The organism is Paraburkholderia dipogonis (assembly GCF_042680985.1).
GTDB classification, from domain to species: Bacteria; Pseudomonadota; Gammaproteobacteria; order Burkholderiales; family Burkholderiaceae; genus Paraburkholderia; species Paraburkholderia phytofirmans.
On record NZ_JBHUFR010000006.1, the window covers coordinates 221,269 to 244,286 of the forward strand.

23 protein-coding genes are annotated in these 23,018 nt (G+C 61.1%); 9 read left to right on the forward strand and 14 right to left on the reverse strand.

Features of this window, described 5'->3' with window-relative positions; all coding sequences use genetic code 11:
• The first annotated feature begins 48 nt into the window (after positions 1-48).
• Together ACFSNN_RS05645 and ACFSNN_RS05650 are read left to right on the forward strand one after the other, a co-directional pair.
• On the forward strand, positions 49-492 hold the full coding sequence (locus ACFSNN_RS05645) for an RHS repeat-associated core domain-containing protein (RefSeq protein ID WP_279631154.1): 444 nt from the start codon (positions 49-51) through the stop codon (positions 490-492).
• 15 nt (positions 493-507) lie between these two features.
• Complete coding sequence (locus ACFSNN_RS05650; RefSeq protein ID WP_134460224.1) at positions 508-894, forward strand: DUF4279 domain-containing protein; 387 nt, start codon at positions 508-510, stop codon at positions 892-894.
• 50 nt (positions 895-944) lie between these two features.
• Here the strand turns inward: ACFSNN_RS05650 and ACFSNN_RS05655 are convergent, their stop codons facing one another.
• Positions 945-1,046 (reverse strand): SymE family type I addiction module toxin, encoded by a 102-nt coding sequence (locus tag ACFSNN_RS05655; protein WP_244323038.1) that lies wholly within the window; start codon positions 1,044-1,046, stop codon positions 945-947.
• Positions 1,047-1,704: 658 nt separating this feature from the next.
• On the opposite strand from ACFSNN_RS05655, the gene ACFSNN_RS05660 reads away from it, so the two are divergent.
• Positions 1,705-3,504, forward strand: coding sequence for an ABC transporter transmembrane domain-containing protein (locus ACFSNN_RS05660; RefSeq protein ID WP_208949609.1), 1,800 nt, complete (start codon positions 1,705-1,707; stop codon positions 3,502-3,504).
• A gap of 11 nt (positions 3,505-3,515) precedes the next feature.
• Here ACFSNN_RS05660 and ACFSNN_RS05665 read toward each other — a convergent pair whose 3' ends face one another.
• The gene (locus ACFSNN_RS05665; protein ID WP_134460221.1) at positions 3,516-4,475 is read right to left on the reverse strand and encodes a LysR family transcriptional regulator; all 960 of its coding nucleotides are present in this window, start codon (positions 4,473-4,475) and stop codon (positions 3,516-3,518) included.
• 130 nt (positions 4,476-4,605) lie between these two features.
• Here ACFSNN_RS05665 and ACFSNN_RS05670 point away from each other — a divergent pair, with 130 nt between their 5' ends.
• Positions 4,606-5,772, forward strand: coding sequence for a mandelate racemase/muconate lactonizing enzyme family protein (locus tag ACFSNN_RS05670; protein ID WP_134460218.1), 1,167 nt, complete (start codon positions 4,606-4,608; stop codon positions 5,770-5,772).
• Between the two features lie 193 nt (positions 5,773-5,965).
• Entirely contained in the window at positions 5,966-7,180 is a 1,215-nt protein-coding gene (locus tag ACFSNN_RS05675; protein WP_134460216.1) for a phytanoyl-CoA dioxygenase family protein, read from the forward strand.
• A gap of 275 nt (positions 7,181-7,455) precedes the next feature.
• Here ACFSNN_RS05675 and ACFSNN_RS05680 read toward each other — a convergent pair whose 3' ends face one another.
• The 4 genes from ACFSNN_RS05680 to ACFSNN_RS05695 form a co-directional block, all read right to left on the reverse strand.
• The gene (locus ACFSNN_RS05680; RefSeq protein WP_134460213.1) at positions 7,456-9,693 is read right to left on the reverse strand and encodes a xanthine dehydrogenase family protein molybdopterin-binding subunit; all 2,238 of its coding nucleotides are present in this window, start codon (positions 9,691-9,693) and stop codon (positions 7,456-7,458) included.
• 24 nt (positions 9,694-9,717) lie between these two features.
• A complete protein-coding gene (locus ACFSNN_RS05685) occupies positions 9,718-10,725 on the reverse strand; it encodes an FAD binding domain-containing protein (protein WP_134460210.1) in 1,008 nt (335 codons plus the stop codon).
• Between the two features lie 11 nt (positions 10,726-10,736).
• The gene (locus ACFSNN_RS05690) at positions 10,737-11,285 is read right to left on the reverse strand and encodes a (2Fe-2S)-binding protein (RefSeq protein ID WP_208949540.1); all 549 of its coding nucleotides are present in this window, start codon (positions 11,283-11,285) and stop codon (positions 10,737-10,739) included.
• 397 nt (positions 11,286-11,682) lie between these two features.
• Positions 11,683-12,360 (reverse strand): type 1 glutamine amidotransferase domain-containing protein, encoded by a 678-nt coding sequence (locus ACFSNN_RS05695; RefSeq protein ID WP_134460207.1) that lies wholly within the window; start codon positions 12,358-12,360, stop codon positions 11,683-11,685.
• A 542-nt stretch (positions 12,361-12,902) separates the two neighbouring features.
• Here ACFSNN_RS05695 and ACFSNN_RS05700 point away from each other — a divergent pair.
• The gene (locus ACFSNN_RS05700) at positions 12,903-13,190 is read left to right on the forward strand and encodes a DUF1330 domain-containing protein (RefSeq protein ID WP_134460204.1); all 288 of its coding nucleotides are present in this window, start codon (positions 12,903-12,905) and stop codon (positions 13,188-13,190) included.
• Between the two features lie 36 nt (positions 13,191-13,226).
• Here the strand turns inward: ACFSNN_RS05700 and ACFSNN_RS05705 are convergent, their stop codons facing one another.
• The 5 genes from ACFSNN_RS05705 to ACFSNN_RS05725 all read right to left on the reverse strand — a co-directional run bounded on the left by ACFSNN_RS05705 (position 13,227) and on the right by ACFSNN_RS05725 (position 17,704).
• Positions 13,227-13,661, reverse strand: a complete 435-nt coding sequence (locus tag ACFSNN_RS05705; protein WP_134460201.1) for a YciI family protein — start codon at positions 13,659-13,661, stop codon at positions 13,227-13,229.
• A gap of 146 nt (positions 13,662-13,807) precedes the next feature.
• Positions 13,808-15,052, reverse strand: a complete 1,245-nt coding sequence (locus tag ACFSNN_RS05710; RefSeq protein ID WP_134460198.1) for a citrate synthase — start codon at positions 15,050-15,052, stop codon at positions 13,808-13,810.
• 107 nt (positions 15,053-15,159) lie between these two features.
• Positions 15,160-15,549 carry a VOC family protein gene (locus ACFSNN_RS05715; RefSeq protein ID WP_134460195.1) on the reverse strand — a complete coding sequence of 130 codons (390 nt, stop codon included), beginning with the start codon at positions 15,547-15,549 and terminating at the stop codon, positions 15,160-15,162.
• A gap of 25 nt (positions 15,550-15,574) precedes the next feature.
• Positions 15,575-16,891, reverse strand: coding sequence for an MFS transporter (locus ACFSNN_RS05720; RefSeq protein WP_134460192.1), 1,317 nt, complete (start codon positions 16,889-16,891; stop codon positions 15,575-15,577).
• A 54-nt stretch (positions 16,892-16,945) separates the two neighbouring features.
• Positions 16,946-17,704 (reverse strand): SDR family oxidoreductase, encoded by a 759-nt coding sequence (locus ACFSNN_RS05725; protein WP_134460190.1) that lies wholly within the window; start codon positions 17,702-17,704, stop codon positions 16,946-16,948.
• 314 nt (positions 17,705-18,018) lie between these two features.
• On the opposite strand from ACFSNN_RS05725, the gene ACFSNN_RS05730 reads away from it, so the two are divergent.
• Positions 18,019-18,981 (forward strand): 2-hydroxyacid dehydrogenase, encoded by a 963-nt coding sequence (locus tag ACFSNN_RS05730; RefSeq protein ID WP_134460187.1) that lies wholly within the window; start codon positions 18,019-18,021, stop codon positions 18,979-18,981.
• Between the two features lie 229 nt (positions 18,982-19,210).
• Here ACFSNN_RS05730 and ACFSNN_RS05735 read toward each other — a convergent pair whose 3' ends face one another.
• The gene (locus ACFSNN_RS05735; protein ID WP_134460184.1) at positions 19,211-19,684 is read right to left on the reverse strand and encodes a PRC-barrel domain-containing protein; all 474 of its coding nucleotides are present in this window, start codon (positions 19,682-19,684) and stop codon (positions 19,211-19,213) included.
• A 725-nt stretch (positions 19,685-20,409) separates the two neighbouring features.
• On the opposite strand from ACFSNN_RS05735, the gene ACFSNN_RS05740 reads away from it, so the two are divergent.
• Complete coding sequence (locus ACFSNN_RS05740) at positions 20,410-20,928, forward strand: hypothetical protein (protein ID WP_134460178.1); 519 nt, start codon at positions 20,410-20,412, stop codon at positions 20,926-20,928.
• 27 nt (positions 20,929-20,955) lie between these two features.
• Here ACFSNN_RS05740 and ACFSNN_RS05745 read toward each other — a convergent pair whose 3' ends face one another.
• The gene (locus ACFSNN_RS05745; protein WP_134460175.1) at positions 20,956-21,282 is read right to left on the reverse strand and encodes an H-NS family nucleoid-associated regulatory protein; all 327 of its coding nucleotides are present in this window, start codon (positions 21,280-21,282) and stop codon (positions 20,956-20,958) included.
• A gap of 549 nt (positions 21,283-21,831) precedes the next feature.
• On the opposite strand from ACFSNN_RS05745, the gene ACFSNN_RS05750 reads away from it, so the two are divergent.
• Positions 21,832-22,083 (forward strand): hypothetical protein, encoded by a 252-nt coding sequence (locus ACFSNN_RS05750; protein ID WP_134460173.1) that lies wholly within the window; start codon positions 21,832-21,834, stop codon positions 22,081-22,083.
• 243 nt (positions 22,084-22,326) lie between these two features.
• Here the strand turns inward: ACFSNN_RS05750 and ACFSNN_RS05755 are convergent, their stop codons facing one another.
• Positions 22,327-22,914: a hypothetical protein gene (locus ACFSNN_RS05755; RefSeq protein ID WP_377765057.1), complete on the reverse strand. Its 588-nt coding sequence runs from the start codon at positions 22,912-22,914 to the stop codon at positions 22,327-22,329.
• Positions 22,915-23,018: the final 104 nt, after the last annotated feature.

Sequence of the window (23,018 nt, forward strand, 5' to 3'; positions counted from 1 at the left end):
TACAGAAGGACCGCAACGCGCTATCCCTCGAATTGGTGGATTTGGAGTTTGGGCTACCTATGGTCATTCGAGCGTGGGTACGTTCGGCCAGATGCAACTACGACGCGGTCGACCAACTGTGGGCAGCGACACGCTGTTGCAGTACCGATGTATTACTACCGGAGCCGGTATTACAGTCCGGCTATAGGGCGGTTCATTAGCGAAGACCCGATCGGCTACGCGAGTGGGCAGACGAATGCGTATGCTTATGTGGGTGGGAATCCGGTTCAGTTCAACGATCCCTTTGGTCTACATAAGGGCGACCAATGGTACGGCTACAACGATAAGAATTTCCGCGATTGGGTGCATGGCATAAAGCAGGACGAAGGTATCCCGGGTCCAGTTAATTTCACTAAGCCCATGCTTGACGACTTCTGGAACCAGTGGAATGGCGAAGGTTGTCCGGTGGGGAAGGGCGGCAAGAGCGGGAGGGGCGGTCAGTCGCGGTATTAACTTATTGGATGAAACATGTCAGCTTGTTCGAGGACCTACGTAACGCTTTGTATTTATGGATCTGATGCCGATGCGATGAATCGCATGGCGGACGAGATAAGAATTTCCCCGACCAGAACCAGCAATAAGAACGGCCTTCTTGGCTGGTTCTTCGACACCAGGGAACTCGACTCCGTCGACGTCGCGGATCATTTGGATTTTTTACTGCGAGAGTTGGAAGCGTATAGCGTTGACATGAAAAGGATTAAGGAGATGGGCTGCTGGTACCGAACTTACTGCTTTTGGTCTTCCGTTTCGGGAAATGGTGGCCCTTCGCTTGGGCCGAGGCAGATGGCGGCGCTGGCATCGCTGGATATGGAGTTGCACTTTGATTTGTGGTTTGACCCGCTGGAAGAAGAGTAGCTGTGGCGGGATGTGAATTGAAGAAGGGCCGCTTTGCGGCCCTTTTGCATTTAAAGCGGCGCAATGATGAGTTTCTGGTGTTCGAAGGTGATACGCACGCGTAATCCGGGCTCGAAACCGGCGGTCTCGATCCATCGGCCTGCGAGCTTCATCCACGGAAAGAGGGGCGGGGTCTTGCGCAGATGAAAGGGCAGGCGTGCCGGTTTCTGATAGCGCCAGGACTCCTGGATGATGACAGACCGTTCGGCGATGGGTGCGGGCGCTGGAGTCGCCGGTGTCGGTGGAGGTGGATGATGCGGCGCTGCTCGATCAGGTGGTGGACTATTACCACCAGACTGGGCGCACAGCCTGCCGGAGCATTTATTCCTGCCGGGGCCGCATCGTGGGGTGTCCAACACGGACGGTTTGTGCGGACAGCGGGAAGTGATCGTGAGTGAATCGGTCGTCGACGGGCAGACGTTCCGGTGCGCGGGCTATACGACCGTGACGGCGTCGTTCGGCGTGGACGTGTTCACGGAGGATCATCTTCTGCTGCTTAGGGCGCCGGGCGTTGAGCGGGCGATCTTCGCGTACGTCCGGGATGCGGCGGGCGATGCGGATGCGCATGCGCTGAAGCTGGCCCAGCGGCTCACGGTCGAGGCGAGCAGATGCTACCGTGTGCAATCCCCGCATGGGCTGGATGCCGCTGCCGCCCAGTCGATCGACGAAACCGCCATCGCGTCAAATTTTTGCCATCTCCAAGGTCATTCGCCTGCCTTTCTTAGCCGCCGCCTACAATCGAGAGAATATTCGATCCGCTTGGGAATCCTCATGCCAGACGCTATGACGTCGCCGCCGCCGCCGCCTTCACGCCGTATCAGCCCGCTCTTCGCACTGTTTCCCTTCCTGCGCCCGTATGCCGGCCGCTGGGCGCTCGCGTTCCTCGCGCTGGTGACCTCGGCGGGCGCCACGCTGGTGTTGCCCGTGGCGTTCAAATACCTGATCGATCGTGGTTTTGCCGCGGGCGACCGGGGGCACATCGATCGCTATTTCCTCGCGCTGTTTGTCGTGTCGTTGGTGCTGGCCACCGCCACGGCACTGCGTTTCTACCTCGTCTCATGGTTGGGTGAGCGGGTCACGGCCGACTTGCGGCGCGCGGTCTACGATCACGTGCTGAGCATGAGCCCGCAATTCTTCGAGACCACGCAGACCGGCGAGGTACTGTCACGGCTCACCGCCGACACCACCTTGATCCAGACGGTAGTGGGCACCAGCCTGTCGCTGGGATTGCGAAACTTCTTCCTGTTGACCGGCGGCGTGGCGATGCTGGCGGTGACGAGCCCGGTGTTGTCCGGCTACATCATCGCGACGCTGGTCGTGGTGGTCGCACCTATTGTGATCTTCGGCCGCCGCGTGCGGCGGCTCTCGCGCGCGAGCCAGGACAAGATCGCGAATACGAGCGCGCTGGCGGGCGAGGTGCTCAATGCCATGCCGACCGTGCAGTCGTACACGCAGGAGCCATTCGAGGCGCGGCGCTATGCCGGCGCGGTGGAGACGGCCTTCGAGACCGCGCTCACGCGCATTCGCGCGCGCGCCTGGTTGACCGCCGTGGTGATCGTGCTGGTGTTCACCGCTATCGTATTCGTGCTGTGGCTCGGCGCGCAGGCGGTGCTGGCCGGTCGGATGACGGCGGGCCAATTGTCCCAGTTCATCCTCTACGCCGTGTTTACGGCCGGCGCCGTGGGCGCGGTTGCGGAGGTATGGGGCGATCTGCAGCGCGCTGCCGGCGCCACTGAACGTTTGCTGCAATTGCTGGCGGCGCGCTCGCCGGTGTTGCAGGCCGAAACGACAGTCGCGCTGCCTGCGCGAGGCGAGGGCATCCGCTTCGACGATGTCAGCTTCTCGTATCCATCGCGCCCAGGCGTCGCGGCGCTTTCCGCACTCTCGATCGAGGTTCGCCCCGGTGAACATGTGGCACTGGTCGGTCCGTCCGGCGCGGGCAAGACCACGCTGTTCCAGTTGCTGTTGCGCTTTTACGATCCGCAAGCCGGCCGCATTCTGATCAACGGCGTGCCGACGCGTGACGTGCCGCTCGTCGATTTGCGCAGGGAAATCGGCGTGGTGCTGCAAGAATCGGTGATTTTTTCGGGGAGCGTGCTCGACAACATCCGCTACGGCGCGCCGGATGCCACGCTCGCGCAAGTGCAACGGGCTGCGGACATGGCGGCCGCGGCCGGTTTTATCGAAGAACTACCGGAGGGCTACGACACCTTTCTCGGCGAGCGCGGCGTGCGGCTGTCCGGCGGACAGCGCCAGCGCATCGCGATCGCTCGCGCGATCCTGAAGAATCCGCCCATCCTGCTGCTGGACGAAGCGACCAGTGCGCTCGATGCCGCCAGCGAACGGCTGGTGCAAAAGGCGCTGGACAATGCCGCGCAAAACCGCACCACACTGGTCATCGCACACCGCCTCGCGACCGTCCAACAGGCCGACCGCATCATCGTGCTGGAGCAGGGGCGGATCGTCGCGCAGGGGCGTCATGCCGAACTCCTTTTGAGTTCTCCGCTTTATGCTCAGCTTGCGGCGTTGCAGTTCGGCGAGCAGTTGGGGCAGACGGCGCCCGCGCAATGACAGCGGGCGGCTCACGCTTTGCGGCCTGCTTTCTTCTTTTGGTCGTAACGCAAAGCGCCCGTCTCAACCGGAATAAACGGTGCCTGAAAATGATCGATCAGAAAATCGATGAATGCCCGGGCCCGCGCCGTCTGGTTTCGCTGGCTAGGGTAGTAGACGAACAGGTCGGCTGAGGGCAGTACGGTATTGGGTAACACCAGTTTTAGCCGGCCGCTCTGAACGTACTTGGCCAGATCCCATTCGGAACGAATCAATATTCCGTGTCCGTCGAGCGCCCAGCGCAGCACGATGTCGCCATCGTTGCTCGAAAGCGCGCCTTTCACCTTCAACGCTTCGGTGTGGTCGCCCTGCATATACCGCCACACGCCATAAGCATCGTCGTTCTGGCGATGAACGATGCAACGGTGCCGCACCAGATCCTCGATACGCTTCGGTGTCCCGAATCGTTCGAGGTATTTCGGCGAGGCGCACAGAAAGCGGCGATTGCTCATGATGCGCCGGGCGCTGAGCCGGCTGTCGGGAAGCGTTCCAAAACGGATCGCCATGTCGAACGCTTCCCCGACCAGATCGATGGGCCGGTCCGTCACTTCAAACTGGATCTCCACATTGGGAAAGCGCTTCGCGAAGTCGGACACGAGCGGCGCAATGGCCGTGCGCCCGAAACCGAGCGTCGCATTCACGCGTAGCAGTCCATGGGGATCGGAACGAGCCCCCGATATCTCATCTTCCATCTGCCGGAGTTGCCCGACGATCTGCGTCGCGTAGCGCAGGTAGGTCTCGCCCTCCGGCGTCAGGCTGACGCTGCGCGTCGTTCTGTTGACCAGGCGCGCGCCCAGTTTCTGTTCCATTAGCCCCAAGCGCTTGGTCGCGGCCGGCGGCGTGAGGTCGAGCGCTCGCGCCGCCCCCGACAAGCTTTTGAGCTTGGCGAGGAGGATGAAAAATTCGAAATCAGATGCAGGGTCGGCGGTCACTTTGGTTATTCACTTAAAGTAAAAAATGAAATGAATCAAAGTGAATTCTAACGCCTCATTTCGCGGCTAAGCTAGTTTCCATTGCAGCCAGACGCATGCGATACGTGCTCAAAACTCAGGAGACCCCGTCATGAGAATCGTAGAAATCCGCGAGAAGACCGTTCCGATCAGTTCCCCCATCCGCAATGCCTACATCGACTTCAGCAAGATGACGCTGAGTCTCGTCGCAGTCGTGACGGACGTGATCCGTGACGGCAAGCCGGTGGTGGGTTACGGCTTCAATTCGAACGGCCGCTACGGCCAGGGCAAACTGATGCGCGAGCGCTTCATTCCGCGCATTCTCGAAGCCGATCCCGCCACGCTCGTCAACGACGCCGGCGACAACCTCGATCCGCACAAGATCTGGGCGACCATGTTCACGAACGAAAAACCGGGCGGCCACGGCGAGCGCTCGGTCGCGATCGGCACCATCGACATGGCGATCTGGGACGCGGTGGCGAAGATCGAAGGCAAGCCGCTCTTCCAGTTGCTGGCCGACCGCTACGGTAATGGTCAGCCCAATCGCAAGATTTTCGTGTACGCCGCCGGCGGCTACTATTACCCGGGCCAGGACCACGGGAAGCTGAAAGACGAAATGCGCAGTTATATCGACCGCGGCTATACGGTCGTGAAGAAAAAGATCGGCGGCGCTTCGCTCGACGAAGATCTGCGCCGTATCGACTGGATTCTGAGCGTGCTGGGCGACGGCCAAAAACTCGCTGTCGACGCCAACGGCCGCTTCGATCTCGATACGGCGATCCAGTACGCGAAGGCACTCTCGCAATACGACCTGTTCTGGTACGAAGAGCCGGGTGACCCGCTCGATTACGAATTGCAGGCCACGCTGCGCAACTATTACGACAAGCCGATGGCCACCGGCGAAGATCTTTTCTCGATGCAGGACGCCCGCAACCTGATCCGTTACGGCGGCATGCGCCCGGATCGCGACTGGTTGCAATTCGATTGCGCGCTCAGCTACGGCCTCGTCGAATATCTGCGCACGCTCGACATGCTGCATCAACACGGCTGGTCACCGAGCCGCTGCATTCCGCACGGTGGCCATCAGATGTCGTTGAACATCGCGGCTGGACTCGGACTCGGTGGCAACGAATCCTATCCGGACCTGTTCCAGCCATATGGCGGCTTCCCCGACGGCGTGCAGGTGGAAAACGGCTTCATCACGATGCCTGATCTGCCCGGCATCGGTTTCGAGGGCAAAGCCGATCTCTTCGCTGAGATGCAGAAGCTGTCCGCGTAGGCCGCTAATCGGCGAATGCTTTCATGGATTGCCGGCCCTGCGATGTACAGGGCTTGGATAAAGGCAGTTTCTTCGAGGGCCTGACGCCCGCGGCTTCGCGAAAACGGGGGAAAACGGCGCCGCGCTTCGATTCGTCACACGCCTGGCGAGCGCATCGACATGAGGCTATCCTTGCCGTACAGAGGAGAGAGACATGGACCGCAGCCAGGATCGTATCGAAAAGCGCGAGCAGGGTTGGTACCGCGAGCGCGATTGCGCTTTAAACGAATTCGTCGCTTTGCTGGAGGGCGATGACCACGGCCAGACCCGCTATGCGGCGGAAATTACGCAGCGGATTCCGATTTACGACTGTCCACAACTCGATGGCATGACACGCGACGCATCGCAGAGAGCGCAGTTGCAGGCGGATTGGGCTCGTGTCCTTCACGATGGCGCAGGGGTACTCGTGCTTCGGCGGGCATTTGTCGATACCAGACCGGTCGACGATGCAACGGCCGTCTTCGAATCCATTATTCGTAGTGAACGCGAACAAGGCTCGAGTGCGGCAGATCATTTCGCCAAGGCAGGCGCGAATGACCGGATCTGGAACGCCCAGGAGAAGCTCTGCCTGCGAGCGCCTGAAGTCTTCGCGGAATACTTTTCAAATCCAATGCTGATGATTGCATCGGAAGCGTGGCTCGGACCGTGTTACCAGATGACCTCGCAGGTCAACGTGGTTCGCCCAGGCGGCGCTGCCCAACAGGCGCATCGCGATTACCACCTCGGTTTCCAGACGGCTGAAAGGGCCGAACGCTATCCCGCGCACGTCCATCGGATGTCCCCCTTCCTCACTCTGCAGGGCGCGGTGGCGCATAGCGACATGCCGGTTGAAAGTGGACCGACCAAGCTCCTGCCGTATTCGCAGCGATATAACGAGGGATATCTGGCGTGGCGCCGAGCCGAGTTTCGAGAGTACTTCGAGGACCATTTCGTCCAGCTGCCGCTCTCCAAGGGCGACGCTGTGTTCTTCAATCCCGCGTTGTTCCATGCGGCCGGCGCAAATCGCACCGCGGACGTGCAGCGCATGGCGAACCTCTTGCAGGTCTCATCGGCTTATGGTCGCGCGATGGAAGTGCTCGACCGCAAGGGGATGTGCGTGGCGTTGTATCCGGTATTGCGTGAGCGCCGTGCGTCCGGGCGAATAAGCGACACGGAAATCACCGCGGCAATCGCATCCTGCGCCGAGGGCTACCCGTTTCCGACCAACCTCGACCGTGATCCACCGGTCGGCGGCCTGGCGCCGGAAAGCCAGCAGGAACTCATGCATCGCGCGCTCAACGAGGACTGGGATTCCGCCCGCTTCACGCGCGCCTTGAACGAGCACGCAGCGCGACAACGCTCCGCCAACCCACAATCCGGCACGAGTTAACAGTTTCTTTAGACTCCGTCGATAGTGCAAAAGACGATCTGATCGCAGGATTGACAAAGCGATAGCCACGCGACGCCGCATCTTCGCGGGGACCGTTCGGGATCGCCTTACGGCCGGTCATGCACTGACCGTTGACGCACTTCTGGGAAGGAGACATTGACATGAAAACGCTTCGATTCGTGGCCCGGCATGCAAAGACTGTTTCGTCTTCGATCATCAGAAGACAAGCTGGCAGGACAGCTTTCCCGGCCACGACCTCCAATGAACATCCGTCCTCAAGTCATTTCCGCCGCCAGCAGATCTTCGATCATGATCGGCAGCTTCCGCACGCGCACGCCGGTGGCATGATGGGTAGCATCGGTAATCGCCGACGCGATGCCCGCAAGTCCGATTTCCGCAATCCCGCGAGCGCCGAGTTCGTTGAACACGGTGTCCGGATGATCGAGAAAGGTCACGTCGAGTTCGGGAGTGTCCGCGTTCGTCGCGACGACGTAATCGGCCAGGTTGCTATTGATCGGCGCGCCCGTCTGTTTGTCGTACATGGTGTGCTCGAACAGCGCCATGCCGACGCCCATCACGACTGAGCCTTCGATCTGATTGCGCGCGGCGCGCGGATTGACGATGCGCCCGCCATCGATCACCGTGACGACGCGGCTCACGCGCAACCGCGCGATCTCCGGCTGCCACGTGACTTCAGCGAAGTGCGCGCCGTAAGAATAGATCGAAAAGCGTTTCTTGAGCGGATCGTCGAAGCCGCCTTTGGCGCTGCCGCTGCCTGACGCGGCGCGCATCTTCGCTGCTTCGAGAATCTGGCCGAACGGCACGCCGCGCTCAGGCGTCTCGCCCTTGCGGTGCACATGCCCCGCGCTGAACGCGAGTTCGTCTTCACTTGCGCCTTTGAACGGCGAACCGTCGACGGCGGCCGCACGCGACAGCAACAACTTGGTGGCCGCACGCACCGCATCGAGCACGGCGGGAATCACCGATGCCGTGGCCGCGCTGCCACCCGAAATCGGTCCCAGAGGCAACACGGAATCGCCGAGACCGACCTCGATGCGCTCGAGCGGAATGCCGGTTTTCTCGGCGACCAGTTGCGCGAGCACCGTGTACGTGCCGGTGCCGATGTCCTGCGTGCCGCACACCACCCGGGCGCTGCCGTCCGCTCGAAGATCGACGTCCGCCGCAGCGGAAAAGCGCAAGCCTGGCCAGACGCAGGCGCCGACGCCCCAGCCCAAAGTCAGGCCGTCGCGCTGCATCGAGCCGACGCCCGGCGTGCGCCGCGACCATCCAAAGCGCTCGGCGCCCATGCGCAAACATTCGGTGAGATGCCGTGAAGAAAAAGGCAAACCCGTGCTTTCGTCGACGCGCGGTTCGTTGCGCAGCCTCAACTCGACGGGATCGAGGTTCAGCACATGCGCCAGTTCGTTCATCGCCGATTCGATTGCGTACAGGCCGGGCACGGCGCCCGGGCCGCGCATCGATGTCGGCGAACCGACGTTGCGGCGCGCGACGCCCGAGGTCACGCGCAGATTCGGCGTGCTATAGATGAGAGGTGTGACTTCGCCGCAGCTTTCCTGGTAGTCGTCGGCGATCGCGGTGTGGTTGACATAGTCGTGCTGCAATGACGTGAGTTTGCCGTCGCGTTCGGCGGACACCCGCACGCGCTGTTGCGTGACGGGGCGATGGCCGACGTTCTGAAACATCATCTTGCGGCTCACCACCAGCTTCACGGGACGACCCATCTGACGTGTCGCCGCCGCCGCGAGCAGCGAGTGCGGCCACATCCACAGCTTGCCGCCAAAGCCGGAGCCGAGATAGCGGGAGATCACGCGGATCTTTTCCTTCGGCACGCCGAGCATCTGCGAAAGCGTGCCCAGGTGGACCGTAATGGCCTGAGTGGTCTCGTAAAACGTGTAGTTCTCGCCGTCCCAGTCCGCGATCGTTGCATGCAGTTCGATCGGGTTGTGCGTCTCCGTCGGCGTCACGTAGGTTGCGTCGAGCGTTGCCGGCGCCGTGTCGAACGCACGGTCCGGGTCACCGCGCTCGCTTTCGACCTTGGGCTTGTCGTCGGCCTCGAGTTCGTCGCGTACATCGTGCGGCGTGACTTCGTAGCGGGCCCCGATCGCCGCCGATGCCGCGCTCGCCGCCTCGAAGGTATCGGCGATCACGACGGCGATGTACTGGCCGTAGTAGCGGATGATGTCGTCTTCGAAAGGCGGCCGTGCTTCGTCGACGAAGCCGGTCTCCATCGAGTTGCCGGAGAGCCGGTAGAAGCGGCCGATATTGTCCCGATGCAGCACCGCGTGCACGCCGGGCATCGCCTCGGCGTCCGCGATATCGAGCGACACGAGCCGGCCGCTCGCGATCGTGCTGCACACCGGCACGGCAATCAGCAGATCGGGCAGATCTACATCGGAGGTATAGGTGGCGCTGCCGCTGACTTTCAGCGGTCCGTCGACGCGCGCTTGAGGCTGTCCGATCACGGACAGCACGGAGTCGGGCAAGGTAGACATGGTGCGTTCCTCTCGATGGACGGTTCAGGGCGTCGTGGCCGTAGCCTGGGTCAGCGCATGGACGATGCAGCGGCGCGCGAGTTCGACTTTGAAGCCGTTCTGGCTTTGCGGCTTCGCATTTGCAAGCGCGGCATCCGCGGCCTTGCGCAAGGTTGCGGCATCGGGCGTTGCGCCGCGCAGCACGGCTTCCGCTTCGAGCGCGTGCCAAGGCCGCGTGCCGACGCCGCCGAGCGCGACGCGCACATGCCCGATGCGGCCACCGTCGAGCGTCACGACCACGGCGGCCGACGCCAGCGCGAACTCGTACGACGCGCGATCGCGCAGTTTCAGATAAACCGAGCGGGCGCCCGCGGGCAGAGGCGGCAGTGTCACGTGCGTGATGAGATCGCCCGCGTCGAGCACGTTCTCGCGCTGCGGCGTTGTGCCTGGCAACACGAAGAAATCGTCGATCGCGATGCTGCGCGCGCCGTCCGTCCCTTCGACGTGAATCATCGCGTCGAGCGCGGTCAAGGCGACGTTCATGTCCGACGGGTTGGTGGCGATGCAGGCGTCGCTGGCGCCGAGAATGGCCAGCGTGCGATTGAATCCCTGGATCGCAGGACAGCCCGAGCCCGGCTCGCGCTTGTTGCATGGCATGGCGGTGTCGCGAAAGTAGACGCAGCGCGTGCGTTGCAGCAGGTTGCCGCCGGTCGTCGCCATGTTTCGCAATTGCGCCGAGGCTCCGGCGAGCAGCGCCTGCGACAGCACGGCGTACGGTGCGCGGATCAGCGGATGCAATGCAAGGTCGGCATTGCGTGCCGTCGCTCCGATCTTCACGCCGCCATCGGGCAGCGCTTCGATACGGTCCAGCGGCAGCCGGCTGATGTCGATGACTCGCGTCGGGCGCTCGACGTTCAGTTTCATGAGGTCGAGCAAGGTCGTGCCGCCAGCGAGAAAGCGCACTTGCGCACCTTGCTGGGCCGTTGCGGAAGTCGCGCCCGCTGTGATCGCGTCACGCACGCCGTTGGCGCGCGACAACTGGAAAATTTCCATGATGGCGCTCCTCAGGATTGGCCGCGCACGCGCTGGATCGCCGCGACGATGTTCTGATAGGCGCCGCAGCGGCACAGATTGCCGCTCATCGCTTCGCGCACTTCGGCGTCGTCCGGCCCGACCGCTTCACCGAGCAGCGCGACCGCGGACATGATCTGGCCCGACGTGCAGTAGCCGCACTGATAGCCGTCGCATTCTACAAACGCGGCTTGCATCGGATGCAGCGCTTCAGGCTGACCGATGCCTTCGATTGTGGTGATGTCGTCGCCGGCGTGCGTTCCCGCGAGCGACAGGCACGCATTCACGCGCCGTCCGTTCACGTGCACTGTGCACGCGCCGCATTGGCCGTGGTCGCAACCCTTTTTGGTGCCGGTGAGATGCAGATGCTCGCGCAGCGCATCTAGCAGCGTGGTGCGCGGATCGAGCGACAGCGTGTAGAGATTGCCGTTGACGGTCAACTCGACTGGCATCGTCGCGTTCGCGGAAGGCTGACGGGTGGTCCGGGCTGCGTCGGGGTCGGCGCTCTGTTGCGGGGTTTTGGAGGCGGTCTGTTGCATCATGCGTTCTCCTCATGGCGAGAGAGGCCACAATCCGGCGACAAGGGCGGCCGGGCGGCGGGCTGAAGCAGGATTTGGACCCATTGGCGAACGATTCGCCGGGGTGTCGGACATTCGGGTAGTGAGCGTTGCAAGACGCGTCACGCACGCAAGGTGATTGAGCAGCAAATCTGATGCCCAGGTGCGCCGCGCCTGAAAAATCTTTTGCGGCTGACCGGCTCGACTAATCGCGAATGTCGCGATCAATCTACCGCAAATGCCGAAGAAAAAAAGCCGGACGTGTGAGCGTCCGGCTTTTTTTTGAAAGAACTGTACAGCTTCGAATATTCAGCGCCTCAAAACGGCAGAGGCTTCTGTCGCCGACAGATGCGCGAACTTCGTGGCCCGCGCCCGATTGAAACTAGGCCTGCAGAACCTTCAGCAACTCCCTGGCAGTCGGGCCGGAGGAGGCCGGGTTCTGGCCGGTGATCAGCCGTCCGTCGACAACCGTGAGCACGGCCCAGTTCTCCACCTTCTCGAACTGGCCGCCCAGACGCTTGAGCTCATCCTCGACGAGGAAGGGCATGACCTTGGTGAGACCCACAGCCTCTTCTTCGTCGTTGGTAAAGCTGGTGACGCGTTTTCCCTTGACGAGAGGCTGTCCCTCGTAGGTCGCCTTGAGCAGAACACACGGGCCATGACAGACGGCGGCGACTGGCTTGCCCGCGTTGTAGAAATCCTCGATCAAGGCGATCGAGTTCTTGTCGTTGGTCAGATCCCACATTGGGCCGTGGCCGCCGGCATAGAAGATCGTGTCGTAGTCGGCGGCCTTGACGTCGGCGAGCTTGACGCTGTTGGCCAACACCTTCTGGGTCGCAGGATCTTTCTTGAAGCGCAGCATGGTGTCGGTCTGATTGTCTGGATCGTCGCTTCTCGGATCGATTGGTGGATGGCCGCCTTTAGGGGAGGCCACGGTGACCTCCGCATCGGCATCCGTGAACGCATAGTAGGGCGCAGTGAATTCTTCGAGCCAGAAGCCGGTCGGCTTGCCGGTATCGCCGAGCACGTTGTGCGAAGTCAGAACCAACAGGATTTTCATTGCAGTCTCCGTTCATTGAGGCCAGTGCTAAAGCGCGGCTTCGCCGCAGGGAATGCTTGAGGTTGGAGGCGTTCATCGGAGCAGATGTTCGTGGTCTTCGCGTTGCCGCGGAATTGGCGCGCGCAGGCCTGGAGGATAGAGGCCGCCAGGCGCGATGAAGGAGAGCGCTGTCACAGCGGTCTCCTATTGCGACGTACCATGACCGCTTGTATTTTGGTCCCGTTCCCGAGTGGCGCCATCACACCAAGGTATTGCCTGACCATGCGATGGTATGCGCGGCGCTTTGCCGATCGACCTGTGACGCCGTGGAGCAACGTTGGTCGCGCCGCTGTTCTCATGCTGGCATCAATGCGAAAGATTATGTCGTCGCGTGCCGTGTTTTCCGGAGACCTCGAAGTGGCTGCGACGGCAGGATAGCTAGCGCGACGCTAGAATGCAGGATGCAATAAGATTCGACTATGCGCCGACGCTGCGTACCGAGGTCCAATACGCTCGCAGGGGAACGTCGTGCGCATCTTCACCACACTTCAGGAGCGTACGTTATGGCGACATACATCGTCTTCACTAAAGAGAGCACGCAGGATCAGGCTGAACTCGACATCTATCAGAGCAAGGTGGGCGAGACCTTCAAGGGGCATCCCGTCACGGTCCTCGCTGCCTACGGGCCTCAGCAGGTTCTTGAAGGCGATGCGCCGGAGGGCGTGGTGATCGTTCAGTTTCCGTCAACAGCAGCCGCGCGTGCGTGGTACGACAGCCCGGCGTATCAGGAAGTCGCACAGCACCGGTTCAAGGGCGCTCGTTACCGCGCGGTTCTCGTCGAAGGCGTGTGACGCAAGGCGGCAACGATCGGCGCGCGGAGAGTTTCCTTAGTCTTTACTTTGCTTCGATTCAATCTGCTGCCGAAGCCGCTCTTCGTTTTCCTGAAGCTCGGGCGTAAACGCCTCGCCAAAATCAGCAGCCTCGAAGAACGGGCGAATTTCGATCTCCGAGTCGCTTGGCATCGGGTTCGGGCAGCGGCGTACCCATTCGATCGCTTCTTCCATTGATTGCACTTGCCAGATCCAGTAGCCCGCGATCAATTCCTTGGTTTCGGCAAACGGACCGTCGACGACGGTTCGATCCTTGCCGGAGAATTTCACGCGCACGCCCTTCGAGCTCGGCTTAAGTCCGTCGCCGCCGAGCATGATGCCGGCCTTGACCAGCTCCTCGTTATATCGGCCCATCGCCTCGATAAGCTCCGTCCCGGGCATTTGACCGGCTTCGGATTCGGCGGTCGCCTTGACCATGACCATGACGCGCATCGGGATTCTCCTGTCAAAAGTTGAGGCTCAGATTATGTGGGAAGACATTCGATGCCTTCAACACCACGACGAATGAGTGCGCACGAAATCGACAGTTCGCTTCGAGGGTTTCTTGTATTTAGCGGAGTCCGGGCGATACGCGCTTCTCAGCGCTCAACTACCTTGAACACCCGATTCTTGTCGAGCGTGGCCGGATCCAACGCTTTCTCAGTGCCGTCCGCGGGCAGCGCGGGGCTGGCATCTTCCAATGCGCGGCCGGTGTAACGGCCCCTTGGCCGAATGACCTTGCCCACCCGGAGCTGTTCGATGCAATGCGCCAGCAAACCCACGCTTCGGGCCGTTGCGAACAGCGCGAACGACGCATCGCGTGGCAACGCCAACTGCGCCGCCAATGCGGCAAGCGCAATGTCGATATTCGGCCTGAAGCCGGTCAGTTCAACCACCTTGTTGATGAACGACGTGAGTTCCCGAGGCGGATCGAGCACCTCGAGCAGTGCGGCTGCTCGGGCATCGCCGTCCGGATAGATGTGATGCCCGAATCCTGGAATGGGCGTAGCCGACTGCAAATGATGGACGACGACATGCTCCGCACCGAGTCTTGCAACGTCGTCGAACACGGCCCTCACGCGGCCTGACGCGTCGCCATGCAACGGGCCGGAGAGTGTCGCGAGCCCGGTGAGCAGGCATCCCGGCAGGGACGCGCCGGTGGAGGCGGTAATTCTGGCGGCGAACGCCGAACTCGTCGTCTCGTGGTCGGCCACGAGAACCATGGCGCGGCGGATGAGTTCGGCGCCTTCGCGGCCCTGGCCCCAGCCGAGTGCGAGCCGTTCATGCGTCGTTTGTGCATTCCCATCACAGCGCGCGCCAAACGCTTGTGCGATCAGCGCGACGAGCCGGCCAGCCTCGACATGCAATGCGCTGTCGGTGCGCCCGAGGGTCGAGTGCCCGCTGGCCGCGAGCGCCGCCAGCGATGTGAACGCGCACTGCCTGCCGCGCTCGTCGCCCTGAAGCGGCAGGTCACCGGGTTCTAAGGAGACGGGGCCGCGCGCATTCCAGAGAATGGCCGCCACGTCTTCGAGCGTCGCCGTGTCCGACAGCCGGATGCTATCCCGTCCCCGGTAATACGGACGACCTTTCGAGAAGGTGGTAATGCCGCTGTAAATGCAGGGCTCGGTGCCGAATATGGTCCCGGCGGCAAGCGCCTCGCGCTTGCGCCCGACCTGCTTTTTGCGGCACAGACTGGCCACGTCTTCCGCACGATACAGGCTCTTGCGCGGGTCGTTCGGATCCGGCATGACCGCGATGTTGCCGCGGCTGACGTACGCATAGATGGTCTGCGCTTGCACGCCGAGTTGTCGAGCCGCTTCAGTCAGCGTGATCCAGTTTCGCATGGGATGGCAGGCAAGGTGATGCAGCGGAACGGGCAGCAGAGCCGTTACGACGCGGATCGCGCCGTGCAGGCGAGCACAACCGATCGAGCGTCAATATTGACGTCTTTTCAGGTAAAAGTCATCTCGGCGGGGCGCCGCTCCAGGATCTCGACCAGAATGTCCCCCGGCGAGCGCACGAAGCAGGCTCTGACGCCGGGGCGGACCTGCTTGATCGGCTCGACGATTTCCGCGTCGCAGCGCGACAGATGCTCGAACGCGGCATCGAGATCGTCCACGACCACGCCGAAATGATCGATGCCCTGTTTCCGCTCACTATCGGCGCGGCCTGTTTGCGCGCCCGCCAGCGCCGTGATGAAGAGATTGATGCTGCCGATGCGCAAATCCACTCGCCCCGGTCGACGCACGATCTCGGCGTTCAGACAGCGCGCAAACCATGCGGCGGTGGCCTCGGCGTCGGCCGAGCACAGTTGCAGATGATCCCACTTGAATTCAATCATACGATTTCACCGGTAGTCAAAAGCGTCACAGTTCGATGCGGGAAAGCTTCCCCAGCAGCACGGAGTAGGAGAACGCGCCGACCAGGCATATCGCACCCATCAGATTAAGCGCCCAGTAGAAGTGGCCGGTGTGGTGAGTGATATAGCCGATCATGAGCGGCGTCGTCACGCCCGCAATGTTGGCCGCGAGACTGGTGATGCTGCTGGTCAGTCCCACGTATTGGCGCGGCGCGATTTCGGAAACGGCAGCCCACGACATCGACCCGACACCTTGCGCGAAGAACGCGATAGTCAGGATGGCGATCACCGCCTCGTTCGACTCGACAAAATTAACCAGCACGATCGATGCGCCCAGCAGCGTACCGACGATGAGCGGCGTCTTGCGTGCCGTGGAAATCGACACCCCACGCCGGATGAAAAAGTCCGAGAGAGAGCCCGCGAGGAGAATGCCGGCCGTCGCGCCGATAAAAGGAAGTGCCTGGAAGATCCCGACCTTGATCATCGACATGTGACGCGCTTCGATCAGATAGGTCATGAACCACGTGGTGAAGAAGACTAGCAGCGTGTTGTTGCAGAACTTGCCGACGCAGATGGCGAGAATCTGCCGGTAACTAAGCAGCTTGAGCGCCATACGCCAGTCGAACTTCTCGCGGGGCTTGCGTGCAGCCGTAGAGCCGTCGTTGATGTATTGAAGTTCGGCGGCATTCACGCTCGCGTGCTGATGCGGATCGCGATACACCCGGTACCAGAGAAGGCTGAACAGCATGCCGACGCCGCCCGTGACGTAAAAGACCATGCGCCAGCCATACGCGGCGGAAATCCACAGCAACAAGCCGGTGAACAACGGCGTGCCGATGTATTGCCCCATGACATAGACGCTGGTCGCGAAGCCGCGCTCGCGTGCGGGAAACCACAACGTCACGGCGCGCGCATTCGAAGGGAAAGCCGGCGCCTCCAGCGCGCCGATGGCAAGCCGCGAGCCGAGCAGCATGTGATAGCCGGTCGCAAGACCTTGCGTCAGCGTGGCGAACGACCAGCCGAGGAGGGACAGCGCATATGCCACGCGCGAACCTAGAACGTCGGTCAGTACGCCGCCGGGCACCAGCCCGATGGAGTAGGCGAGGCCGAATGCGGCAAACAGCTCACCCATCTGCATCTTGTCCAGCGCGAGGCCTTTCGAGAGTCCCGGTGCGACGATGCCGAGCGCCGACCTGTCCACGTAGTTGAGGATGGTTGCCGCGAGCAGCATCGAGAGCACGACGTATCGCACTTTGGAGCGCTTCGCGGTATCCGCGTAAGCCGGGTTTCGCGCCGACAATGTTTGTTCCTCTACGACTTTCATCAGTGTCTCCAGTACATTGGCCGGTTGTTCTTTTTTTATTCGGCGTGGTGCGATTTATCCGCGGCCGACGAACGGCATCGCGCTCGCCATGATGGTCATATTGAGTACATTGGCTTCGAGCGGAAGACTGGCCATATGCACGACGGCATTCGCGACGTGCGTCACATCCATTCTTGCTTCAGGCGCTATGCGTCCGTCCGCTTGCAGTACGCCGCGGTTCATGCGTTCCGTGAGCGATGTGGCCGCATTGCCGATATCGATCTGGCCGCACGCGATGTTGAACGCACGTCCGTCCAGCGCAATCGAGCGGGTGATGCCGGTGACCGCATGTTTTGTCGCCGTATAGGCGATGGTGTGCGGCCTCGGCGAGTGAGCGGAGATCGATCCGTTGTTGATGATGCGACCGCCTTGAGGACACTGTGCTTTCATCAAGCGATAAGCGGACCGGGCGCACAGAAACACGCCGGTCAGATTGGTGGCCACGACATCGTTCCAGAAATCGGCGTCGTAGTCTTCGAGCGGCACGGCGCCCGCGTTGCGGCCTGCGTTATTGAAGAGCACGTCGAGCCGGCCGAATGCCTCGGCAATGCGCGAAAACGCCTGCTCGACCGATGCCGCGTCGGCAACGTCGGCCTGGAATACATGTGCTTCTCCACCCGCCATGCCGATGGTTTCCTTCGTTTCCAGCAGCGGCTCGGCTCCGCGCCCGATCAGCGCAACGGCGAATCCCGCATTGGCGAGCGCCACGGCAGCGGCGCGGCCGATGCCGGAGCCGGCGCCGGTCACAGCTGCGAATTTCTTCGATGCAGGCATTTCACTTCCTCTCGACAGTTCGGTTGAACACGGGAAGCAGAGTTGCATTCGCGCTATCCGTCGAGCAATCTTGATTCATTGAATCAACATCTGGGCGCTTTACCGATGGGGCGCGCACCAGGGTTTTCCTGATGCGCGCGTTGCCGGCAGTGCGTGGGTTCGGAGATGGAAGACAACGCATCGCAACGCGCATGGTGCGCCGGGAACGAATAAAGGGGTGAATCGTTTTCGATAGTTGATTCTTCCAATCAACATTGACGGTCTCGTCTGCCGTTTCGTAGTCTCTCGACGTCTGCCCTACCCAAGGAAAAACCATGTCGGAAAATAACCGCACCAGGCTGTTGATTGCGCGAAAGGTGCCCACAGCCGTGGCGAAACGCGCCGAGGCTGAATTTCATGCCTTCGTGACCGAGTCCGATATGGACGCGTGGTCTGTCGTCGACTTTTGCAAAAAGCACGCAACGCCGGCCGTATTGATCGGGAAGAAGTCAGGTTTGCAAGCGGAGCACATTGCCGCGCTGCCCTCGACCGTGAAAATCATTGCGAACGCGAGCGCGGGTTTCGATCACATGGATGTGGCGGCCGCCCGCGAGAGGGGAATCGTCGTCACGAACGCACCCGATGCGTTGACCGAATGCACCGCCGATTTTTCTCTTCTGCTCGTGCTGGCGGCCTGCCGCCGCGCGTCGGAATACGAGCGGATCATGCGCAACGGCTGGGGAAAATCGTTCGGGATGACCGAGATGCTGGGTACGCGCGTTAATGGCAAGACGCTCGGCATTGTCGGATTCGGGCGTATCGGACGCGCGGTCGCGAAGCGCGCGCAGGGCTTCGGCATGCGCGTGATCTATACGGACATCAACCGTGCGGCTGCGTCGCTGGAAAATGGCGCGACGTTTTACAGCAGCCTCGACGAAATGTTGCCGCACTGCCAGGTGTTGACGCTGCACGTGCCGGGCGGAGGCGTCCCGCTAATGACAAAAAGAGAATTTGCGCTCCTGCCGGCGGGCGCGGTTTTTGTCAACGCGGCGCGTGGTGCACTGGTGGATGAAGACGCGCTCTACGACGCGCTGACCTCGGGGCATCTGTTCGGCGCGGGTCTGGATGTGTACCGGAACGAGCCCAATGTCGATAAGCGGTTCGCCGGACTCGACAACGTGTTCCTGACGCCTCACATGGCCAGCGCGACGATGGAGACGCGCGATCAGATGGGTTTTACGGCGCTAAATAATGTTGCCGCGGTGCTGGATGAACGGCCTGCGTTGAACCCGGTCTGACGTTCGCTTTTCATAATCGGATCTTGCAATGTGCGAGCGGGAGGTGGGTGTTCCAACCATGCGCCGCAATCATCGGCTTTCGAAATAATTCATGAGTGGCTAGCCGCCAGTTCATGCTTTGTTTGATGCGCTTACGCCCACCGCAATGGAGCGGGGTGGGCGTAAGCGCTAGAGCGACAGGCTAGCTGTCCGCATGGTATGGCTTGCCTGTGGATGTCATTAGTCGTTATTAGTGCTCGCTCGGTCTGAAGGCAGGGTCGTCTTCTACCACCTCATGGGTGGCTGACCAATACGGCTGGCGGTTGTAGTAGCTGTACGTCGATTCTCCCCACTTCGCGTCAGCCATTGTCGGCCAGTGGTCCTTGTCGAAACCCGGGTCGTCCTTGAGACGCTGTGCGGTAATGTCGACGAAGAAACACTTCTCGTCCGTGTCGAGCGTCAACGCACTCCATGGGATGGCGTGCAGGGTTGAACCCATTCCGAGAAAGCCTCCCTCGGAAAGTACCGCGTAGGCAATACGTCCGTTCCTGACGTCCAGCATGATGTCCGAAATTTTCCCGACGTGTTCGCCATCAGAGGACATGACCTTGTTCCCGTCGAGCGTTGCCGCGGCCATGATGTCCGGTCCCGGTCCTTCGCCCATACCGCCGCCGACGATTTCCGCTCCGCGGCGGGTGTCACCTTGCGGATTGATTGAGCCCATGATTTACCTCCTTCGAAAAAAGGTAAACCGGTAGCGCGCAAGCGGTGTTCCTGAGTGGCCCAGCTTGGTCTCAGGTCTTTGAGTCGACCCAGATACGCCCCCAGACAGTGGCGTATTGCATTGCCTGTTCGTGGTCGTAGAACAGATCCAGCGAGGAGAATGCTCGCGGCGGCCGTCCGGGCTGTTCGATAACGAGGTCGGCGGAATGCAAGCCAGCGCCGGTCGGCGTCGTACTTGCGCGGAGACCATACCCGCGATGAAAGCTGATTCTGCTGGCCGGTGTGTTCGGCAGGATTTGCATTTGATTTATTTGGGGTGACGACACCCCGCTCTCTCAGTGGCGCGATTGTCCCGTCAATATGTGAAGGTTCGATGACGAGAATTCGATTGCCGCTCGAAGCAATTTGTACGATAAAACACCAGTCGATGTAAGCAGAGGCGCTACGCAGGGTAGCCGAGCTGGGCACGGCATGGCGCCCGAGAAATTGACCCACGTCGCGAGCGTCACCACTTCTCCAATCGACAACCGTCCCGAAGACGCCGAACAAAAGAGCCTTGATTTCCGGGCTATTCAACATGTGATGGACCTTTTCACGCGGTGCGGAGAAACAAGGCTAACCGGATCTGTCCCTGACCCCCAGGCGCATAGGCATCCGGTTTTCTGGAGTAAGCTGACTGTATTAAAGACGCGGCGTGCCGCGCCATATCAGACCGTGGAGCAGGTTATGAAAATGCTGGACGCAATGTCGCGTGCGGGCCGCGCCGTTGCGTGGGTGGTCCTGTCCACCGCTTTGTCCGGTTGCTACTACTACGTGCCGTATGGCTACGTTCCGTACGGCGTTGTGCCGGCGGCGGCCGCACCGCCGCAATACTCTTTCTCGACTGCCGCCACAGCAGCAGATGGTGCAGCCGTGCCGGATGCGACTGTGTCGACGAACACCTATATCGCACCGGCCGTACCCGTCTTCGTTGCGCCTGCGTATTATCCAGTCGCGTATCCGTACTACGGTTCGCCCGCGTGGTGGGGACCGTCAGTGTCGCTGAGTTTCGGCTATTGGGGCGGCTGCTGTTATGGCGGTGGCCGATACGGCTATTGGGGCCGCCATGGCTACGGTTACTGGGGACATGGATATCCAGGCGGTTGGGGCGGTCATGGCGGCTGGGGTGGTCGCGGATACCCAGGGCACGGGATGGGTGGCGGCCACTACTGGGGTAGCGGCGGAGGACACGGGCGTTCGCATTGAACGCCCGGCGCGATACACGTTGTCGGTTCAGGACGCCCGAACTGTCGCCAGGCGCGTGCCCGCGAACGGGTCTCGACTCCAGTCGATGGCAGGACGTTGACGGCTAGCCGATGCCGACGGTTTCTCGATCGCAAAGTGCGCCAGCGATTGTCCAGCGCTCGTGGCTTGCTTTAGCCATTGCGGCATATCACCCTTGCCGTCCCAGGTGTCGCCGAAAGCACTGCGATATCGCGCCGATTTCTGGCGCGCCAGGTCTTCGGCGATCGCTGCCTTGAGGTCCGCCACCTTGATGCCGACTGTGGTCATCTTGCGGCGCAGGTACGCAATCATGCTGAGGCGTTTTTGCTCGTCCATGTCGGTTTCCCCTTCGAAGTTCGAGGCTCGTAGCGGTCTCGTGTCGTCGTGCCTTGCCGACACGTCCCGTCACGAGACAATTCGGATGTGGGAAGTATCGTGTCGAGAAAAGTTGGCGTCGATGTGCGATTTCTGAAAACACTGTTGCAGGCAGAGTGGCAAAACCTTCGCGGCGTTGAATGGTAGATCCATCCCGACCCGCGACGAAAAAAACGTACCCGCGTTGTAGGGAGACAGCGGGTTTAAACATTCGCTTTCGTTTCGACTTTCCGCGCCCTATAACGTATTTGCAGGGGCGGCTATTGCGTGCCGACGGGTCCATGAAATCCGTTGACATTGCCTGCTCGCACGCCATCTCGCGTCCATCGACCTTCGCCTGGCGCACTGCGCTTCGCTTCTTCCCAATTGCCTGAAACATTGACCTCGGGCGATTGGCCCGCGGATTCGAAGACACCTTCGCATCCGCACATCCTGCATGGATTTCAATCGCGCGACACGCGAATGACGAATCACATGGATGGAAAACTTAACCTCGCTTAAGGAGCCGACATGAAATTACGATTGATGGTTGCTTCTGCTTTCGGGTTGTTTGTCATGGTCGGGGTCGCATATGCGCAAAGCACGCCCGATGCTGCACAACCCGCCCCTCAGCAAAGCGCCGCGATGCAGGCTGATTCTTCGCCCAGTACGGGGATGGAAGCCTACGGCGGCACGCCTGATACCCGGATGCAAAGCGGCGCGCGACGTGTCAGGCCGTGCAGGGTAGATCCGCAATGCAACGTTTTTTTCGGAGGCAGCTAACACCAACCGGCCGCGCGTGAGCCGACAGCCTATGCTGCTGTCTGCTCGCGTCGGGCAAGGGGCCGGCACCCGTGGTTGAGCTGACCGGGTCCGTTTCATCCAGTGAGGTCCGCGCGCGCCGTGAAATGGAAGGTGTTTGCGAAGCGTCCCCGCTGGCTTCAGGAGCGAGCGGAAACGCTTTGCACGCCGGGTTTGAGTACTCGGGAATCTTGATCTAGCGGTACTGGCGACAAGCGGCAAGTGTCAGGACTTCGACCGCGGTTCCGGCCAGGGCCAACCTCTCTTCTCGCCGCGCGCATCCGCTTGCGCAGCCGGCACGACCTCGACCGGCGGCTCGATAGGGCGCGCCTCATTGGGAACATCGTGCGTCGGTTCAGCCAGAGCATCTTTACCGTGATTCGAGAATCCGGTGCCGAACCACTTCACTTTCTTCTGGACGTAGCCGAGATACGCGTTCCAGCCGTCGGGATTTGCGTCAAACAGATTTTGCTGAACGGTTGACGCGAGTGTGTCCCGGTTGAGATCCGCCTCGAGCAACGCGCTTGGCCACGAGAAAAATGAACGCGCGACGCGTGTGCCGAATTCGCTCGCCGTCATTGTTGGCGGCAGGGCGTGAAGAAACGCGAAGTGCTGCAATGAAGCATGTTTCTGCACAAGATGTGCCACCGAGGCGCCCGGTTCGTTCGCGTCGTTTAAACAGTTCAACGCGGCGAGAATGTCACCCAGGTGAAGCAGCAGTTCTCGTCGATCAAATCGATCGTCCATCGCAGAGTGTCCGGTCATTTCGTCCTTGCTTGAAGTGCGCTGTCTCGTGGTTCTGTTCAGAAGCAACCTACACAGTATTAGTCGCTTCTCGATACATCCGGTTCAGGAAAAAGAAAAATGCGAACCGAAGTTCGCATTGGTAGACGCAAAAGGTCTAAGAAAGACGCAAG

What these genes read in the sequence shown, in the direction of transcription:
- ACFSNN_RS05715 (WP_134460195.1), bottom strand. Translation starts at nt 15,549, where the DNA reads ATGATTGAATTCAAGTGGGATCATCTGCAACTGTGCTCGGCCGACGCC.
- ACFSNN_RS05705 (WP_134460201.1), bottom strand. Translation starts at nt 13,661, where the DNA reads ATGCGCGTCATGGTCATGGTCAAGGCGACCGCCGAATCCGAAGCCGGT.
- ACFSNN_RS05745 (WP_134460175.1), bottom strand. Translation starts at nt 21,282, where the DNA reads ATGGACGAGCAAAAACGCCTCAGCATGATTGCGTACCTGCGCCGCAAG.
- ACFSNN_RS05695 (WP_134460207.1), bottom strand. Translation starts at nt 12,360, where the DNA reads ATGAAAATCCTGTTGGTTCTGACTTCGCACAACGTGCTCGGCGATACC.
- ACFSNN_RS05660 (WP_208949609.1), top strand. Translation starts at nt 1,705, where the DNA reads ATGCCAGACGCTATGACGTCGCCGCCGCCGCCGCCTTCACGCCGTATC.
- ACFSNN_RS05750 (WP_134460173.1), top strand. Translation starts at nt 21,832, where the DNA reads ATGAAATTACGATTGATGGTTGCTTCTGCTTTCGGGTTGTTTGTCATG.
- ACFSNN_RS05720 (WP_134460192.1), bottom strand. Translation starts at nt 16,891, where the DNA reads ATGAAAGTCGTAGAGGAACAAACATTGTCGGCGCGAAACCCGGCTTAC.
- ACFSNN_RS05700 (WP_134460204.1), top strand. Translation starts at nt 12,903, where the DNA reads ATGGCGACATACATCGTCTTCACTAAAGAGAGCACGCAGGATCAGGCT.
- ACFSNN_RS05690 (WP_208949540.1), bottom strand. Translation starts at nt 11,285, where the DNA reads ATGATGCAACAGACCGCCTCCAAAACCCCGCAACAGAGCGCCGACCCC.
- ACFSNN_RS05730 (WP_134460187.1), top strand. Translation starts at nt 18,019, where the DNA reads ATGTCGGAAAATAACCGCACCAGGCTGTTGATTGCGCGAAAGGTGCCC.
- ACFSNN_RS05675 (WP_134460216.1), top strand. Translation starts at nt 5,966, where the DNA reads ATGGACCGCAGCCAGGATCGTATCGAAAAGCGCGAGCAGGGTTGGTAC.
- ACFSNN_RS05710 (WP_134460198.1), bottom strand. Translation starts at nt 15,052, where the DNA reads ATGCGAAACTGGATCACGCTGACTGAAGCGGCTCGACAACTCGGCGTG.
- ACFSNN_RS05655 (WP_244323038.1), bottom strand. Translation starts at nt 1,046, where the DNA reads ATGAAGCTCGCAGGCCGATGGATCGAGACCGCCGGTTTCGAGCCCGGA.
- ACFSNN_RS05650 (WP_134460224.1), top strand. Translation starts at nt 508, where the DNA reads ATGTCAGCTTGTTCGAGGACCTACGTAACGCTTTGTATTTATGGATCT.
- ACFSNN_RS05725 (WP_134460190.1), bottom strand. Translation starts at nt 17,704, where the DNA reads ATGCCTGCATCGAAGAAATTCGCAGCTGTGACCGGCGCCGGCTCCGGC.
- ACFSNN_RS05670 (WP_134460218.1), top strand. Translation starts at nt 4,606, where the DNA reads ATGAGAATCGTAGAAATCCGCGAGAAGACCGTTCCGATCAGTTCCCCC.
- ACFSNN_RS05685 (WP_134460210.1), bottom strand. Translation starts at nt 10,725, where the DNA reads ATGGAAATTTTCCAGTTGTCGCGCGCCAACGGCGTGCGTGACGCGATC.
- ACFSNN_RS05680 (WP_134460213.1), bottom strand. Translation starts at nt 9,693, where the DNA reads ATGTCTACCTTGCCCGACTCCGTGCTGTCCGTGATCGGACAGCCTCAA.
- ACFSNN_RS05735 (WP_134460184.1), bottom strand. Translation starts at nt 19,684, where the DNA reads ATGGGCTCAATCAATCCGCAAGGTGACACCCGCCGCGGAGCGGAAATC.
- ACFSNN_RS05740 (WP_134460178.1), top strand. Translation starts at nt 20,410, where the DNA reads ATGAAAATGCTGGACGCAATGTCGCGTGCGGGCCGCGCCGTTGCGTGG.